The sequence below is a fragment of the Marinomonas sp. CT5 genome (genome assembly GCF_018336975.1).
In the GTDB taxonomy this organism is placed as follows: domain Bacteria; phylum Pseudomonadota; class Gammaproteobacteria; order Pseudomonadales; family Marinomonadaceae; genus Marinomonas.
Map to the genome: position 1 here is coordinate 1,288,951 of NZ_CP025572.1, position 15,291 is coordinate 1,304,241.

Sequence of the window (15,291 nt, forward strand, 5' to 3'; positions counted from 1 at the left end):
GGCTATATCAAGCATTTGATCACATTACTTTAACCAGAACACACAGCTTTTAGTAATGGGTCATCATCTTTAAGTGGATACCATGATGAGGCCGATGACTTTTTAGACGCTGTAAAGGATTGAGTAAAATCCGTTCTTGCTTCTTGAACACAATCGACAATCTGCGGAACACGCTTTGCCATGTGACGACGCTCAAAGAAATAGAGGTCCACTAGTACAAGATTTGGGTCTATCTTATTTGTTGCTGCGTTTGCTACATCGGCCGCAATAAAACGCATAGTTTGAGGAAAAACGTAGCTCCAAGGACGCCATGGGGCTTCTTCTTGAACGGTTTTTACCACCACCACGCCTTCTGGCAATAAACTGGCCTGATGGTCATACCAGTCATATTCGCCTTGGATTTGGAAACCGAGCATAGCACCGCCAGCAAACACAGGAACCAGCCATTTAGGTGCCGTTTGCTTGGTTATCTTTCTTAATAAGAGTGCAATACCCGCGCCGCCAAGGCCGGCAAAAACGGTAGCAATAAGTTCCCAAAACATAAACGCTCTCTTGTCAGATGTTGTGTGTTTTTATTATAGAGAAGTTGGGCCCTACAAAGAAGTAAGGCCCAACAGATAGAGGACGATTGCCTTAAACCTTAGTGGTCAACAGCGCCGCCTGCTCCTTGTGGGTAGCGAACGCTTTCAACAAGGTCTTGGATTTCTTTTGGTGGTGGCGTTGTCATAGAAGAAACAACAAATGCAACCACAAAGTTAATCACGGCACCAATGGCACCGAACGATAATGGTGAAATTCCGAATAACCAATTATCAGGGGTATTTGCCAAAGACGCTGTACCTGGGATAAAGAACCAGCCAAGGAAGAGGAAGATATAAACCAAGGTGGAAATTAATCCAGCTAACATACCAGCAACGGCTCCTGTGCTGTTTACGCGTTTCGAGAAAATACCCATCATCAGCGCGGGGAAGATAGACGCAGCGGCGATACCAAAGGCCAAGGCAACCACTTGAGCGGCGAATCCTGGTGGATTCATACCAAGGTAAGTGGCTACAGCAATGGCAACGAACATGGATACCCGAGCGACCTTCAATTCCCCTTTATCGCTGATATTGGGGTTGATCGATCCTTTGATTAAGTCATGGCTGATGGCTGAAGAAATGGCCAAGAGCAAACCCGCCGCCGTGGAAAGTGCAGCAGCAAGACCACCGGCCGCGATGAGTCCGATAACCCAACTTGGTAGGTTGGCAATTTCTGGGTTGGCTAACACCAGAATGTCGCGATTCACTACCAGTTCATTACCTTCCCAGCCACGCGCGGTTGCTTCGTCCTTAAAGGCGGGAACATCATTATAGAACTGCACGCGACCGTCACCGTTTTTGTCTTCAAACTTGATTAATCCAGTGGTTTCCCAAGTTTGAATCCAATCAGGACGTTCAGCATATTCAATAGGCTGTTCCGTAGGTCCAGAAGGATAGATAGTGGTCAATAGATTCAAGCGAGCCATAGAAGCAACCGCTGGTGCTGTTAGATAAAGCATTGCGATGAAAACAAGTGCCCAGCCAGCAGACCAACGTGCATCGGCTACTTTTGGTACAGTAAAGAAGCGAATAATAACGTGTGGTAACCCCGCTGTACCTATCATCAGAGACAGAGTAAACAGCACCATATTAAGTTTGTTTTCCACGTCGGCGGTATAATCTCTAAAGCCGAGTTCACGAACCACTTCATCGAGTTTTTGCAGTAATGGCATACCTGATTCAGTGTGTGTTGAGAACAGACCAATCGCAGGAATGAAAGTATCGGTCAGTTGTAGTGAGATAAACACCGCTGGGATGGTATAGGCAATGATTAACACAATGTATTGTGCCACCTGGGTATAAGTGATGCCTTTCATACCGCCCAATACAGCGTAAAAGAAAACCACTACGGCAGCGATCAGAAGTCCTGTGTTGTTATCGACTTCTAAGAAGCGAGAAAAGGCAACGCCCGCCCCCGTCATTTGTCCGATAACATAGGTCACCGAGGCAATGATCAAGCAGGCAACCGCCACAAGACGAGCTGTTTTACTGTAAAAGCGATCGCCAATAAAATCAGGCACAGTGAACTTACCAAATTTACGCAGGTAAGGAGCGAGTAGCATAGCCAGAAGCACATAGCCGCCAGTCCAGCCCATTAAGAAGGTGGAGTTAGCGTAGCCGCCAGCGGCGATCAAACCCGCCATTGAAATAAACGAGGCCGCAGACATCCAGTCTGCGGCGGTTGCCATACCATTGAGTACCGGATGAACGCCGCCACCGGCGACATAGAATTCTTTTGTTGAACCAGCGCGGGCCCAAAACGCAATACCGAAGTAAAGAGCAAAGGAACCGCCGACGAAAAGTAGGTTAACAGTAAACTGATCCATGCGACTTACTCCTGAAGGCCAAATTCTTCATCAAGTTTGTTCATTCTCCATGCGTAGAAGAAAGTCAAAATGATGAATACGAGGATAGAACCTTGCTGAGCGAACCAGAATCCTAAATCCGTTCCTCCGATATGAATGCCTGAGAGCATTGGGCGAAGAAGGATAGCACAGCCATAAGAGGCCAATGCCCAAACCACTAAACTGCCTAGTATCAGTCTGAGGTTTGCTTGCCAGTATTTTTCTGCATTGATGTTATGATCTGACACGGTAGATCTCCTTATAATTATTTTTATACGCCCCGTTAATTTAGCAGGCAGTGGTTTAATAAGAAGTCAGACTTTAGTCGCATAGTGTGTTTTTTGATCAGTTAATGCTTGTACGTGATTCTCGCAATGTTGTTATATAAAAGAGAGTAATTAGACGTGAATACCCAGATTAAACAAAAGATTCTTTCAGTTTGTGCGGAAAAAATTAGACAAAAGGGCGATGGGGTTCAAGTCTCATTCTACGCTTTTTTTGCCAATAAAAATGATGATCCTATGACTTTAACGGCTGTGGCTCGTTGGTGGATTGAAGAGAATCAATTAAATCACTTTGAAAAAGCGACCAAGATTTATGCCATGGTTTCTTCCATGGACGACCACGCCTTCCTATCTTCTAGTTTGATTGGTCCTTCCCAAGGGCTAAATCATCTCACGTTAAGTGTCAGTAACCTTGATGCTTCGCTGACGTTTTATTGTGATGTATTGGGCTTTACTGGGGAGGTACGTTGGAAAACAGGCGCCTATTTGTCTTATGGTGATTGTTGGCTATGCCTGTCATTAGGAACGCCTAAGCCTAGCCAAGATTATACGCATTTTGCTTTCAGTTTTAGTGCAGAAGCCATGTCTCATGTGCAGAAAAAAAGAGGCTTTTCAGCGGTCAGGCACTGGCAAGCGAACACCAGCGAAGGCGATTCTTTGTATATTGAAGACCCAGATGGGCATAAACTGGAGCTGCATTCTGGATCACTAGCAACGCGACTAAACTCATTGCAGGAAAATCCCTATGACGGTTTGGTGTGGCTAAATGAAAGCGATACCATAAGGTCTTTATAAAATGAATTTGCACAGACGATTAGTAGGAGTAAATGGATGATTCAAGCCATTTTTGTCGCCAAAAAATCCGCTCAGCCTCAGGTTGGCATTGATGCAGTAAAAGTAGATATGGGCAAAGGAATCGTAGGTGATCGCTATTATGGCAAAAAGGGTAGTGATGGTCCGAATATTACCTTTGTAGAGAGTGAAGAAATCGCCGCATTCAATGCGAATTTTGAGCAGAACATTAGCTTGTCTGATACGCGCCGTAACATTATTACGCAGGGTGTACGCTTAAATCAGTTAGTCGGACAAGAATTTTCTATTGGCGATGTGCGTTTTTATGGCGTGGAATTGTGTGAACCTTGTGCTTCACTGGGTAAGTCATTAGCGAATGACACCATTACGTCAGCACAAGTGGTTAGAGCTTGGTTACATCGTGGCGGGTTACGAGCCAATGTTTTGAGTACCGGTATTTTGCGTACTGGCATGCAATTTAACTTGATCCCAAGAAACAGCAAATAGTGTTTCTTGGGATCAAAGGGTAAGAAAGTTAAGCCAAGTCCGTTGCTAGAACAAAGCATTTAATATCGCTGAACTCGGTATTAAATGGTTGAGTTTGCGGTTGATAATTCCCTGCCAAGCAGTCTTTGACAGTGGCTTCCGCGGCTATTAAATAAGCCATTTTATCTTCTACTGGGCTTAGTTTTGTCTCCTTGATCGGTGCCGTCCACAATACGTCGTTGAGCGATTTAGGTGTTACCGATTGGCCTTGGAAGCGCCACAAATCGCTTTTTTGGTCATAAGCGTAGTAGGGCAATAAAGTCGTGCCATGTTTCGCGACAAAATCGATGGCGTCTAAAATAAAGGTGGCTTCTGCCTCATCTAAAAAATAGTTCAAATTGAAACGAACCCAACCAGGTTTGACTAGCTTTTCGCCTTTTTTCATCGCTTCTTGGATTCGTTCAGACTCCGCTTTACCAATGCCCAATAGTTGGTGTCCATAAGGGCCAGCGCAAGAGCAACCACCGCGAACTTGAATACCAAATAAATCGTTTAATAATGCGGTGATAAAACCGTGATGCAGATAGCCAATATCTGTTTTGATGCGAAACGCGGTAATGGACAAGCGTGCTGCTTGATGGTGCCCTAGTCGCTCAATTCTTGGGTGGTTCTGCCAACGCTGGTCGATCATTTGCACTAGCTGATGTTCACGCGCTTCGATGGCGTTTTCGCCAACGGTTTGTTTAAGTTGAAATACCAAACCGGCACGAATCGATTCGACAATACTGGGTGTACCGCCTTCTTCTCGGCGTTCACCAACGGGCAAAAATGTATGCTCTTCTGGAGTAACAAAAGATACTGTGCCACCACCAATCAGACTGGGTTTAGCGTTGTGAATAATGGCTTTTTTAACCACCAAAATCCCCGGAGTACCTGGGCCACCAATGAATTTATGAGTAGAGAAAAAGATCGCATCTTTCGCCAGATCGGAGGACGCATTTGGGTTCATGTTCAGTGCAACATAAGGCGCAGCTGCAGCAAAATCCCAAAAAGCCAACGCTTGGTAGCGATGGAGCAAGGCGGTAATGGCATCTTGATCGCACAAAATGCCTGTGACGTTGGACGCTGCGCTGAAACTACCGATAAGACGTTTCCCTTGTTTAGCCTGCAACTCTGTTTCTAAAGTGTTGAGACACACACCACCGTCTGTAGATTCGGCAATACGGATCACTTCAACGCCCAATTCTCGCCATGGTAATTCATTGGAATGGTGTTCATATGGACCAATGAAAACGCAGATTTCAGACTTCTCAGACGGACTCAATTGACGCAGGCCTAATTGGCTAATCAAGGTGTTAATCGCGCTGGTGGCACCGCTGCCACAAAATATAACTAGGTCGTCTTCACTGGCATTAACGGCTTGTCTGATTTGTTGACGTGCTTGTTCTCGAAAGGCGGTTGTTTGTTGGCCGGTGGCATTGGCTTCGGTGTGCGTGTTGGCATAAAGCGGTAAGACATGTTGACGAATGGCGTCTTCGATAAAGTCTAGACTACGGCCGGAGGCGGTGTAGTCAGCGTAAGTCAAAGTTCTTGTGCCAAAAGGTGTTTGTATTTGCGTGTCTTTACCAATAATGCCATCACGAATGCGGGCAAACAAAGCGTCTTTATCTAATGACGTATTGGTTTTTGGGGCGGTTATGTTCTCTGCGGCAGCAATGGACATGTTTCTTTCCTTTTTGGCTTGCCGCACGGAGAAATACTGTCGTCACTTTGATTGCATCGGATTGGGCAAGGGCAACTGAGTTGTCCACTTAATTTGCTCCATCGCGAAGTTTGAGGTGACGTCAGTTAATGCGGTGGCACTAATTAATCGTTTATAAAATTTGTCGTACGCTGGAATGTCTTTTACCAACACACGAAGTAAGTAATCGTATTCCCCAGCCATGCGATAAAACTCCACCACTTCAGGGAACTCGGCAACAACGTGGGCGAACTCTTCTGCCCAGTTTGCATCATGCTGATTGGTTTTCACTTGGACAAAGACGGATACGCCAAGCCCTAATTTATCAGCATCCAACAGAGCAACGTGGCGTTTAATAAACCCCGCATTTTCGAGCTTTTGAATTCGTCTCCAGCAAGGGGTTTTTGATAGGCCAACTTGCTGAGCCATCGATTCTGTGGAAATACTATCATCACTCTGAATTAAGGCAAGTAGTTGCAAATCTATCTCATCTAAGTACATTTTGATCTCTTTTTTAATGTTTTTTTAGATTTTTATTTCTTATTGTGGTGTTTTTTTTAGCTTGCTGCAACTTGGTTTCTTAACTCTGCTCAATAAGGGAATTTGGTTTTCTTAATCGAAGAGAAAAAAACGTAAAAAAATGAATTTTTTTAAATAAGAATACCGAGTATTTGTACAAAATGGCTTTTCACGAGGGGTTGAGTCACGGTTTTTTTATTTGTCTGTGGCCCTTCTTAAAAATGTACCTACCTGAAATAAAAGAAATGTTATATCATAACGTTTTGGTTTGGGGAGGGATTTATGAACAATGTGAAAAGCAAATTACCCGTTACTGTGTTATCGGGTTTTTTAGGGGCGGGTAAAACCACCGTATTAAGTCATATATTGAATAATCGAGACGGTTTGAAAGTGGCGGTTATTGTGAACGATATGAGTGAAATCAATATCGATGCCGCGACGATACAGCAAGATGTGTCGCTTAATCGCAGCGAAGAAAAGCTGGTGGAAATGAGCAATGGTTGTATCTGCTGCACCTTACGCGAAGATTTGCTTATTGAGGTACGAAAGCTAGCGGAAGACAATCGTTTTGATTACTTGGTCATTGAGTCTACTGGCATTTCCGAACCATTGCCTGTGGCCGAGACATTCACTTTTGCCGATGAAGATGGGATCAGTCTTTCGGATATTGCTCGTCTAGATACCATGGTGACCGTGGTTGATGCGGTTAATTTCATGAAAGATTACGATGAAGCCATGTCTCTCCAAGAAAAAGGGGAATCTCTGGGCGAAGAGGATGAGCGCAGTGTGGCGGACTTGTTAATTGATCAAGTCGAATTTGCTGACATCATTTTGGTCAGCAAAACCGATCTAGTCAGTGCGACGGAATTAAAAAAGTTAGAGTCCATTCTACGAAGCTTTAATACAGAAGCTGATATTGTTCCTATTCAGCAGGGGCAAATTGAGCCAAAACGTTTATTAGGAACCCATAAATTTAGCTTCGAAAAAGCTCAGCAAGCGGCAGGTTGGCTAAAAGAAATGCGTGGCGAGCATGTACCTGAAACGGAAGAGTATGGCATTGGCAGTTTTTCTTATTTAGCACGTCGACCTTTTCACCCTCAGCGCTTCTTTGACTTTCTTCATAGTACTGAAGCGTATGGCAAACTGCTGCGTTCAAAAGGCTACTTTTGGTTAGCGACTCGTCCTGAATTTGCTGGTCAATGGAGTCAGGCTGGTGGCATTGCTCATTATGGTTTTGCAGGGATGTTTTGGAAAGCGGTTCCTAAAGATCGATGGCCACAAGACCCTGAATACCTAGCGTCGATAGAAAGCCAGTGGGTGGAGCCCTTTGGTGACATGCGCCAAGAACTGGTTTTTATCGGACAAAATCTGAAAAAAGAAGCGGTAATTGAGGCACTGGATGAGTGTTTGTTAAGTGATGAAGAATTGCTAGCAGGTAAAGCATCGTGGGCAAAACTGCCAGATCCGTTTCCTGAATGGTCTGAAGTGGCTTAAGAGCCGTCTTCAAATGAAACAAAGGCATTTAATCAAATGCCTTTGTTTCTCTTTTATTTTCTATTTTTCTTCCCCAGTCTTCACGGGCTCTAATACCTCTGTCGTTTTGTTCTTAAAGCGAGCCATCAGTAAGTGAACGTCTTCTTTAATCATCAAGAGAACAGGGATCAAAATCAGTGTAATAAGGGTCGCGAAAAGGATGCCATAACCCAAAGAAACGGCAGCAGGAATCAGAGCTTGTGCCTGTCTTGAGGTTTCCCACAAGATTGGCATCAGTCCGGCGAACGTGGTGAAAGAGGTCAATAACACGGCTCGTAGGCGACTTTGACAAGCTTGGCGGATCGCGAGTTTTACGTGCACTGTGTCTTTGCGAATGTCATTAAATCGTGAGACAAGCAGTAAACTATCATTCACCACAACACCACTTAGTGCCAAGATACCATTGAGAGAAAAAATGCTTAAAGCGAGGTCGTTCATCCAGTGCCCTAATAACGCCCCAATAATGCCGAACGGAATCGCCATCATGATGATAATGGGTTGGCTGTAGGATTTAAGCGGAATCGCCAAAAGGGCATAAATGATAAGTAGCGCGAGCATGAACATCTTCGCCAGCGAGGACTCTGTTTCCGCTTGTTCTTCTGCTTCGCCAGAAAAATTAAAATTCACGCTAGAGAATTGCTTTTGCAGGTTTGGCATCACGGCACTTTGCAAGTACTCAACGACTTCTGTTGAGGACATGACGTCTTTGTCTACTTCGGCCGATAAGTAATAGGAACGCTTGCCATCAATGCGGATGATGTCAGTTTGAACTTCGGTTTTGCTTAGGCTAGCGACCGTTGAAAGCGGTATTCTTTTGCCATTTTCTAAGGTGATTTTGGTGTCCATCACAGCGGCGGGAGATTCCTGCTGATCTTTCGGGAAACCTAAGCGAACTTCCATTTCATCATTGTCTCGCTGGTATTTTTGCACCACAGTACCATCGAAATTCAAAGCAATTTGGCTGGCTAGCTCTTTGGTGTTTAGCCCTAATAATCGTCCTTGCTCTGTCAGCTCTAGGGATAAACGAGCCTCAGGCGGTGTATCAAACTTTTCTACGCCCGTTACCGCAGGCACAGCATTTAATTTTTCGATAAAGGTTTCCATGGCACCATTCAGGGCACTGGAATCACTGCTGGTGAGTTCAACATACAGGGCGTCTACGGTATCTTGCCCATAACGAATTCGCAGACTTTTCACACCTTCTACATGTGCCGAAATCTCTTGCCATTTACTGGTGAATTGTCTGGAGTTGTAATAAGGGGAACCACTCATGAGTTCGACACGGAAATTACCGCCTTGATCACCATTCGATGACGTCTGTATGTGCTTAATGCCCGTTGCTTTTGATGGGGTATCCGCAGGGATTTTGCCACTTTTCTTGGCTTGCTCAATCAGTATTTTATCCGCTTGATACGCTTTCTGCTCGATGGCTAATAGCGCTTTTTGTGTTTCACCATAGCTACTATCACTTTGCATGGTCAGTGTGGTTCGAACGGAATCACCCGGAATACGCGGAAAAAAGCTCATGCGAATGTCACCAGTGAAAGGCATGGACATCACCAGAGCAAACAAAGTAATGAAAACAACGCACATGGCATAGCGCTGTTTTAAAGCAAAATCGATAGCAGGGCGGTAGAGCTTTTCGCTAAAGAATTGCAGTCCCTTGTCTGCACCCGCTTGAACCACTCCCCAAGAAGAGGAGAGTATATTGTTGGGTTTGGTTTTGCGGGTGTTTAAATGCGATAAATGGGCAGGCAAAATGATTTTTGATTCAATGACCGAAAGCACCAAGCAAATGGCGACCACAATAGCGAATTGCGAGTAAATTTGGCCGAGTCGACCATCAATATTTGATAATGCCCAAAACGCCGCCACTGTGGTGAATACACCAAATAAGGTTGGTACAGCCACTTCCATTGTACCTTTGATGGTATTGCCTAATGTGTCGCCATCTCTGGCTCGGGTGGTGTAAATACTTTCACCCACCACCACGGCATCATCGACTACAATCCCCAGCGCCAGAATGAAACCAAAGGTGGTGATCATGTTTAAGGTGAGATCGATGCTGCTGGTGCCCATGGCAAAAATAGTGCCGAAGAAGATGAAAGGCAGGCCCATGGCAACCCAAAAAGCCACGGTAACATTGAGAAAAATGGCCAATAACACGAATACTAATAACACCCCCGTGAGGGCATTTTTAACCATAAGCTCTAAACGCTGATTAATGGATTCGCTGCGATCGTTCCAAGTGGCGAGTTGTACTTGCGAAGGCAATCGGTCGCTTGCTTGCCATTTATTCACCACTCTTTTGGTCGCTTCGACAGTATTTATAATGTCGTCATTGCCCGTGGTATTCACTCGAATGGATAGACTGTCTTTTTGGTTAAAGCGTGACAGTACAAATTTGTCATCATCAAAGGCGTCACGAATCGTTGCGATGTCACCAAGCTTGATATTGCCGCCTGTGGCGTTGGTTTTAACGATAATATGGCTAAATTGTTGTTTGAAATAAGCTTGCTCTGCGGCGCTAATTTTTAGATAGACATCTTTGTTGCTTAAGGCCGCTACCCGTGAAGAGGATGATTCGGCAGAAATAGCACTACTAATATCGCTTAAGCTTAAATCGTAAGCTTCGAGTTTGTTTTTATCGACATCAATCAGCATAGCTGGTTCTAATGTGCCAGAAATCCCGACTGAATTGATGTTTTCATCGCTGAGTAGGTCGGTTTTTAATTCGTTTGCCAGTTTCTGTAAGGTGCGTCTATCTGCATCGCCGTAGAGTTGAATGATGATGGCCAGTTCGGACCGTGTGTCTTTTGTTATAACCGGACGATCAGCTTCACTGGGGAATGAGTTTATTTCGCCAATTTTATCTTTGATATCGGAAAACACATTATCAAGCACATAGTCATCTTTGACTTCAATGCTCACCTCAGCACCTGTGGCAGAAGACTGAGACATAACATTTTTGATGCCTTCTACGCCTTGAAGCTTTTGTTCAATGGGAATGGCAATGCCTTCTTCGCTTTCTTTAGCCGAGCCACTGTCATAGCTTACGCGAATATCGATGCCATTAGGTGGTAATGTCGGGAAGCTTTTTTTATTGAGCGACCCCATGTTGATGACACCGAGAGAAATAACAAGCAGCATCAGTAGGTTGGCGGCGACAGGGTTGCCAGCAAACCAGGGAATAATACCTTTTGGTTGATCAAGTGGGTTCATTATTTCGACGGCTCAGACGGATTAACAAGGGTGTTTTTTAGGTAGCTACTAAAGGGCTTTCTGACAACTTGATATGAGCGACCTCGTAGCTTTTCCGGTACTAAAACATAGATAAATGTTGCGTCCACGAAGAGTGGTGTGGTGTCGAAAGCATCTAAACGACTCTGATCGTTGACATACCATATTTCACTGGTTTGGCTTAGTGCTGTACTGGGAAGCTTCCAGAGGTGTTCAATGGCTTTGCCTTCTAGCTGAACGGTAAGAAAGGCTCCAGGTAATAAAGGCGGAGTTTGATCTAATGGGGCATCAATGCCGACCACTAGGCTACGCATTCTGGTGGTCGTGTCTATATGTTGATCAATACCAATGATATGACCTTGCCAATGGTCATTCGATTCAATGCTATTGACACGTACTGGTGTTTTACGCTTAAGAAGTGTTTTCATGTCGGGCAATTTTTGCCAATCCGTGCTGGCCAAATTAATGGTGATTTCTGCCCGATCTGTACTGTACAAAGTCGCCACTTCACCACCTGAGCTTAAATAAGAACCCGGAGCAATAGCTCTGCTGATGACGAGAGCATCAAATGGCGCAAGGATTTGTGTGTGCTTGAGGTTGTCTTGTGCTTCTAAAAGAGCGGCTTTTGCAGAGTCGACTTCAGCCTGAGCGCTGGCCAGTTGTGGAACGCGCAATACTAAGTCTGAGTCTGGATCCCCTTTGAATCCCGCCGCTTTCCATTCAGAGCGTGCTTGATCCCCTTGGCGTTTTTCTTCTTTAAGCGCTAACTCTGCACTTGCTAGCGCCTTTTTCGCATTGGCGACCGCACTGTTCAGTTCTTTGTTTGTTAAGCGAACCAAGACATCCCCTTTTTTGACGCGCTGACCAGCTTCGAGCTCATCTGATACCTTGACGACTTCGCCACTGACTTTGCTGTTTAGGGTCAGTTGATATCTTGGTTTTGCAATACCTGATGCCTGAATGGTGGCTTGATGGCTGGCCGCGGTGACGGTAACTACACTGACTTCTAATGCTTCTTCTTTCTTCTCTGGCAATGGTTTACCCAAATGAAACGCTTTTTGGTTTAGGGCATTATCGATATAAAAATACACCGCGACGGCGATCAGCAGTGAAAAAATAAGCAGTATCCATTGGGAAGAGGGTTTCATAATGATTTAACTCCAAGGCCTAATGCCATGCCTAAGGTGATTCGATTCGATAAGTGCTTAAAAATAAGTTCATCAAGCTGCGCTTGTAGATCAAAGGTGGTTTTTTGCGCGGCAATGAGGTCACTTAACTCAACAAGCCCGCTGCGGTATTTCTTCTCGTACTGGGCGAGATTGCTGCGTGAGCTGGAAAGCGCTTCTCTTATGTGCCTGACTTGCTGTTGCAGTACTTTTTCTTGGCCAAGGGCATTTTCTACTTCATTGACGGCTGTTAATAAGGTATCTCGGTAGGCTTGATACGCTTTGGCGGTATTCAGTTTTGCTATTTCTCTTTCTGCTTTCAGTTTGCCACCTTGATACAGAGGTTGAGTAAGTTGTGCCATTAATGACCAAACCGGAGAGGTGAAGAGCGCCACCCGAGGTGAGTCGGCAGATTGACTAAGAGCCGCACTCAAACTGATTGATGGCAGCATGTTTTTATAGGCAACGCTGGTTTTAAGATCGGCTGCTTCAATGGCAAGGTACGCCGATTTTAAGTCTGGCCGTCTTTGTAAGCTTTGGCTAGGCAGCTCACTTAAGGTCAAGCTGACTTTTGGGTAATCGCTATTGGGGGCAATGTCCAATGGCTGGGTACTGCCAATCAACTTTTGTAATTCTCGCTTGGTAATTTCTAAGTTTTCTTGTAGTTCAACTAGATTCGCTCTTGATTGCGATGTTGAGGTACGAGCCTCATCCATTTTTTCAAGGTTATCGAGCCCGTTTTTAAAGCGTTTGATGATGCGTTCTTCATTGGTCTCAAGCAGTTGAAGACGCTGCTTTTCGATTTCAATGGCATGTTGTTTGGCCGTTAGTTCTAACCAAGTTTTCATAACATTGGCAACCAAGGTGTCTCGACTGGCTTGGTAGAGCGCTTCATCGCTTGCTAACGTCTTACTAGCGGACGCTTCTGTTTTTGCCAATTTGCCCCAGACATCGAGCTGCCAGCTAACGCTAATATCGGCGCTGTAGCGGGTGTCAGAATCTTTGGGCTTGCTGGCTGAAAGGTTGCCATTGATGGAAGGCAGTTGGTCGGCATGAGCGCCTTTCAGTTCCCATAGACTGGACTGCAAGGTCAGTAAGGTACTTTGCAAGCTTGGGTTGGATTCGAGTGCTTGCTGAATGAACTGATCTAGCTCGGGAGCGTGAATGAGGTCGGTTAAATAGCTAGCCGGGGCGACGTCATCAAGAGAGCTCCATTGCGAAGCCTTATTGTGGCTAGCCGTCTTTAACTCTTGTTGCGCAAGCTCGGCAAAATTTTCTCGTTGATGGTTGCTACTGCACGCAGCGAGACTAAGCCCAATAAAAAGGAGCCCTAAATAGCGAAAAGGCCGGTACTGCATTCATGAAGTCCTAGTAAAATGTTTGTTAAGACGGGTTAGGTCTCTTTTCCATTGTTGATCAATAAATGTAGGCGTTATTGTGACCTGATTATTATGTCACTCGTTAGTGTTTTTAACTTTCTTTTCGTTTATTTACATAACGGGCTTATTTATTAGCTTGCCTTTAAGTGACTCATGTTTTGTGTGTTTTGTTCCCTGAATTTTTTAAGAATGTTAGCGAGGGTTTTGATTGCCCACTCACGTTTCTCCATGCTTTGCTCGCTAAAATTCAGACGAAAGCAATTGCGGTATTTTCCTGTTGCGGAAAACAAAGGACCCGGCGCAAATCCAACCCCTTCCTCACGACATTTCTCCACTAGCTTCATGCTATCGATACTGGGGTTGAGTTCGACCCACAAAATGAAACTGCCAGCTGGATAACTAACACGAGTGTCACTTGGAAAATAAGTCTTGATGATACTTAGAAGGTGATCTCTCTGTTGCTCATAGTTTTGCCTCATTAGACGAATGTGTTTCGAATAGCCACCTAGACGGATGAATTTAGCGATAGCAAGCTGAGGAAATACCGGACACATGGAGCTGCTGACGTATTTGATGTGGGTGACTTTATCACGATAGCGTCCAGGAGCGATCCAGCCCACACGCATTCCCGGTGCGATGGTTTTGGAAAATGATGAGCAGAGTAGAACTCGGCCGTCAGTATCAAACGATTTTATGCTTTTGGGGCGAGGGAATTGGTAAGAAATATCACCGTAGATATCGTCTTCTATGATGGCAATATCATAACTTTGGGCAAGTCGATACAACTGCTCTTTTTTGTCTTCCGGCATGGTGTAACCCATTGGGTTGTTACAGGTGGGGGTGACAAAAATAGCTTTTATGGGCCATTGATCAAGAGCCAATTCTAAGGCTTCAAGACTGATACCTGTTTCAGGGTGGGTGGGGATCTCCATCGCTTTAAGGTTGGCGGCTTTGATCGCCTGCATAGAACCGTAAAAGCTTGGGGATTCAATCGCAATAATATCGCCTGGTTGGGTTACTGCGCGTAAACAAACAGAAAGCGCTTCTTGGCAGCCAGAAGTTACCACTAAATCATCAGGGTGTAATTGACAGCCTGATGCCACAGCGAGCCGGCAAAGCTGTGTTCGCAGCTCTTCTGAACCTCGAATGTCAGCGTAACCCAGCCCGAGTTCAGGTTTTTGCTTGGAAAGTTCAGACAAGGTTTTTAATAAGGGTTTTAGTGTTGTGGCTTGCATATCAGGCATGGCGTGTTGTAACTGAACCCCCTTATTACCACTGCGATTCATCAGCATGTTCAGTACTTCCTCCCATTGAGAGACTTCTAAAGGACGCTGTGGTGGTCTTGAAATGCTGGGTAGGTTGTCTTTTTTCCGAGAACAAGCGAAATAACCAGATTTTGGTTTGGCTTCAACAAGGCCCTCTTGCTCCAGCTGTCGGTAAGCTTCTTGGACCGTGGAAATACTCACACCATGTTCTTGGGCTAGTTGACGGACAGAGGGCAGTTTTTCTCCCGGCTTATAAAAGTCATGTTGTATGTGCTCACGCAGGCGATTGGCTAGTTTTTGATAAAGTGTCATTCGTTTCCCCTTACTGTCCATTTCTCTGTCTGTATTGATTATAGGATGGAAAACTATCAGAAGTGACCATACAGATTTGGCATAACTTAGCCATACAGTCGAGAAAAAGGGTATTCTGTATGATTTATTTCGTCACTTTCTGAATCTGT

At 44.9% G+C, this 15,291-nt stretch carries 12 protein-coding genes and 1 pseudogene; 4 read left to right on the top strand and 9 right to left on the bottom strand.

Going from position 1 to position 15,291, the window contains the following annotated elements; genetic code table 11:
• Positions 1 to 29 precede the first annotated feature (29 nt).
• The 3 genes from C0J08_RS06095 to C0J08_RS06105 form a co-directional block, all read right to left on the bottom strand.
• Positions 30 to 542 carry a hypothetical protein gene (locus C0J08_RS06095; RefSeq protein ID WP_212655216.1) on the bottom strand — a complete coding sequence of 171 codons (513 nt, stop codon included), beginning with the start codon at positions 540 to 542 and terminating at the stop codon, positions 30 to 32.
• Between the two features lie 98 nt (positions 543 to 640).
• On the bottom strand, positions 641 to 2,407 hold the full coding sequence (locus C0J08_RS06100; protein ID WP_212655217.1) for a sodium:solute symporter family protein: 1,767 nt from the start codon (positions 2,405 to 2,407) through the stop codon (positions 641 to 643).
• Between the two features lie 5 nt (positions 2,408 to 2,412).
• Positions 2,413 to 2,673 carry a DUF4212 domain-containing protein gene (locus tag C0J08_RS06105; RefSeq protein ID WP_212655218.1) on the bottom strand — a complete coding sequence of 87 codons (261 nt, stop codon included), beginning with the start codon at positions 2,671 to 2,673 and terminating at the stop codon, positions 2,413 to 2,415.
• 156 nt (positions 2,674 to 2,829) lie between these two features.
• On the opposite strand from C0J08_RS06105, the pseudogene C0J08_RS06110 reads away from it, so the two are divergent.
• From C0J08_RS06110 to C0J08_RS06120, 3 genes and pseudogenes are all read left to right on the top strand, one after another.
• Positions 2,830 to 3,021 (top strand): annotated as a pseudogene (locus tag C0J08_RS06110) (DUF6500 family protein); the annotation flags it as partial.
• Positions 3,022 to 3,039: 18 nt separating this feature from the next.
• Positions 3,040 to 3,504 carry a VOC family protein gene (locus C0J08_RS06115; protein WP_249344640.1) on the top strand — a complete coding sequence of 155 codons (465 nt, stop codon included), beginning with the start codon at positions 3,040 to 3,042 and terminating at the stop codon, positions 3,502 to 3,504.
• Positions 3,505 to 3,540: 36 nt separating this feature from the next.
• The gene (locus tag C0J08_RS06120; protein ID WP_212655219.1) at positions 3,541 to 4,008 is read left to right on the top strand and encodes an MOSC domain-containing protein; all 468 of its coding nucleotides are present in this window, start codon (positions 3,541 to 3,543) and stop codon (positions 4,006 to 4,008) included.
• Positions 4,009 to 4,036: 28 nt separating this feature from the next.
• Here C0J08_RS06120 and C0J08_RS06125 read toward each other — a convergent pair whose 3' ends face one another.
• Both C0J08_RS06125 and C0J08_RS06130 read right to left on the bottom strand, forming a co-directional pair.
• Positions 4,037 to 5,710 (bottom strand): aminotransferase class V-fold PLP-dependent enzyme, encoded by a 1,674-nt coding sequence (locus C0J08_RS06125; RefSeq protein ID WP_212655220.1) that lies wholly within the window; start codon positions 5,708 to 5,710, stop codon positions 4,037 to 4,039.
• 42 nt (positions 5,711 to 5,752) lie between these two features.
• Positions 5,753 to 6,229, bottom strand: a complete 477-nt coding sequence (locus C0J08_RS06130) for an Lrp/AsnC family transcriptional regulator (RefSeq protein WP_212655221.1) — start codon at positions 6,227 to 6,229, stop codon at positions 5,753 to 5,755.
• A gap of 300 nt (positions 6,230 to 6,529) precedes the next feature.
• On the opposite strand from C0J08_RS06130, the gene zigA reads away from it, so the two are divergent.
• Positions 6,530 to 7,741: a zinc metallochaperone GTPase ZigA gene (zigA, locus tag C0J08_RS06135; RefSeq protein ID WP_212655222.1), complete on the top strand. Its 1,212-nt coding sequence runs from the start codon at positions 6,530 to 6,532 to the stop codon at positions 7,739 to 7,741.
• 60 nt (positions 7,742 to 7,801) lie between these two features.
• Here the strand turns inward: zigA and C0J08_RS06140 are convergent, their stop codons facing one another.
• From C0J08_RS06140 to C0J08_RS06155, 4 genes are all read right to left on the bottom strand, one after another.
• Positions 7,802 to 11,002 carry an efflux RND transporter permease subunit gene (locus C0J08_RS06140; protein ID WP_212655223.1) on the bottom strand — a complete coding sequence of 1,067 codons (3,201 nt, stop codon included), beginning with the start codon at positions 11,000 to 11,002 and terminating at the stop codon, positions 7,802 to 7,804.
• Positions 11,002 to 12,168, bottom strand: coding sequence for an efflux RND transporter periplasmic adaptor subunit (locus C0J08_RS06145; protein ID WP_212655224.1), 1,167 nt, complete (start codon positions 12,166 to 12,168; stop codon positions 11,002 to 11,004). The genes C0J08_RS06140 and C0J08_RS06145 overlap by 1 nt, the downstream gene beginning before the upstream one ends.
• Positions 12,165 to 13,544 carry a TolC family protein gene (locus C0J08_RS06150; protein WP_212655225.1) on the bottom strand — a complete coding sequence of 460 codons (1,380 nt, stop codon included), beginning with the start codon at positions 13,542 to 13,544 and terminating at the stop codon, positions 12,165 to 12,167. The genes C0J08_RS06145 and C0J08_RS06150 overlap by 4 nt, the downstream gene beginning before the upstream one ends.
• Before the next feature lie 152 nt (positions 13,545 to 13,696).
• Positions 13,697 to 15,142 carry an aminotransferase-like domain-containing protein gene (locus tag C0J08_RS06155; protein WP_212655226.1) on the bottom strand — a complete coding sequence of 482 codons (1,446 nt, stop codon included), beginning with the start codon at positions 15,140 to 15,142 and terminating at the stop codon, positions 13,697 to 13,699.
• Positions 15,143 to 15,291: the final 149 nt, after the last annotated feature.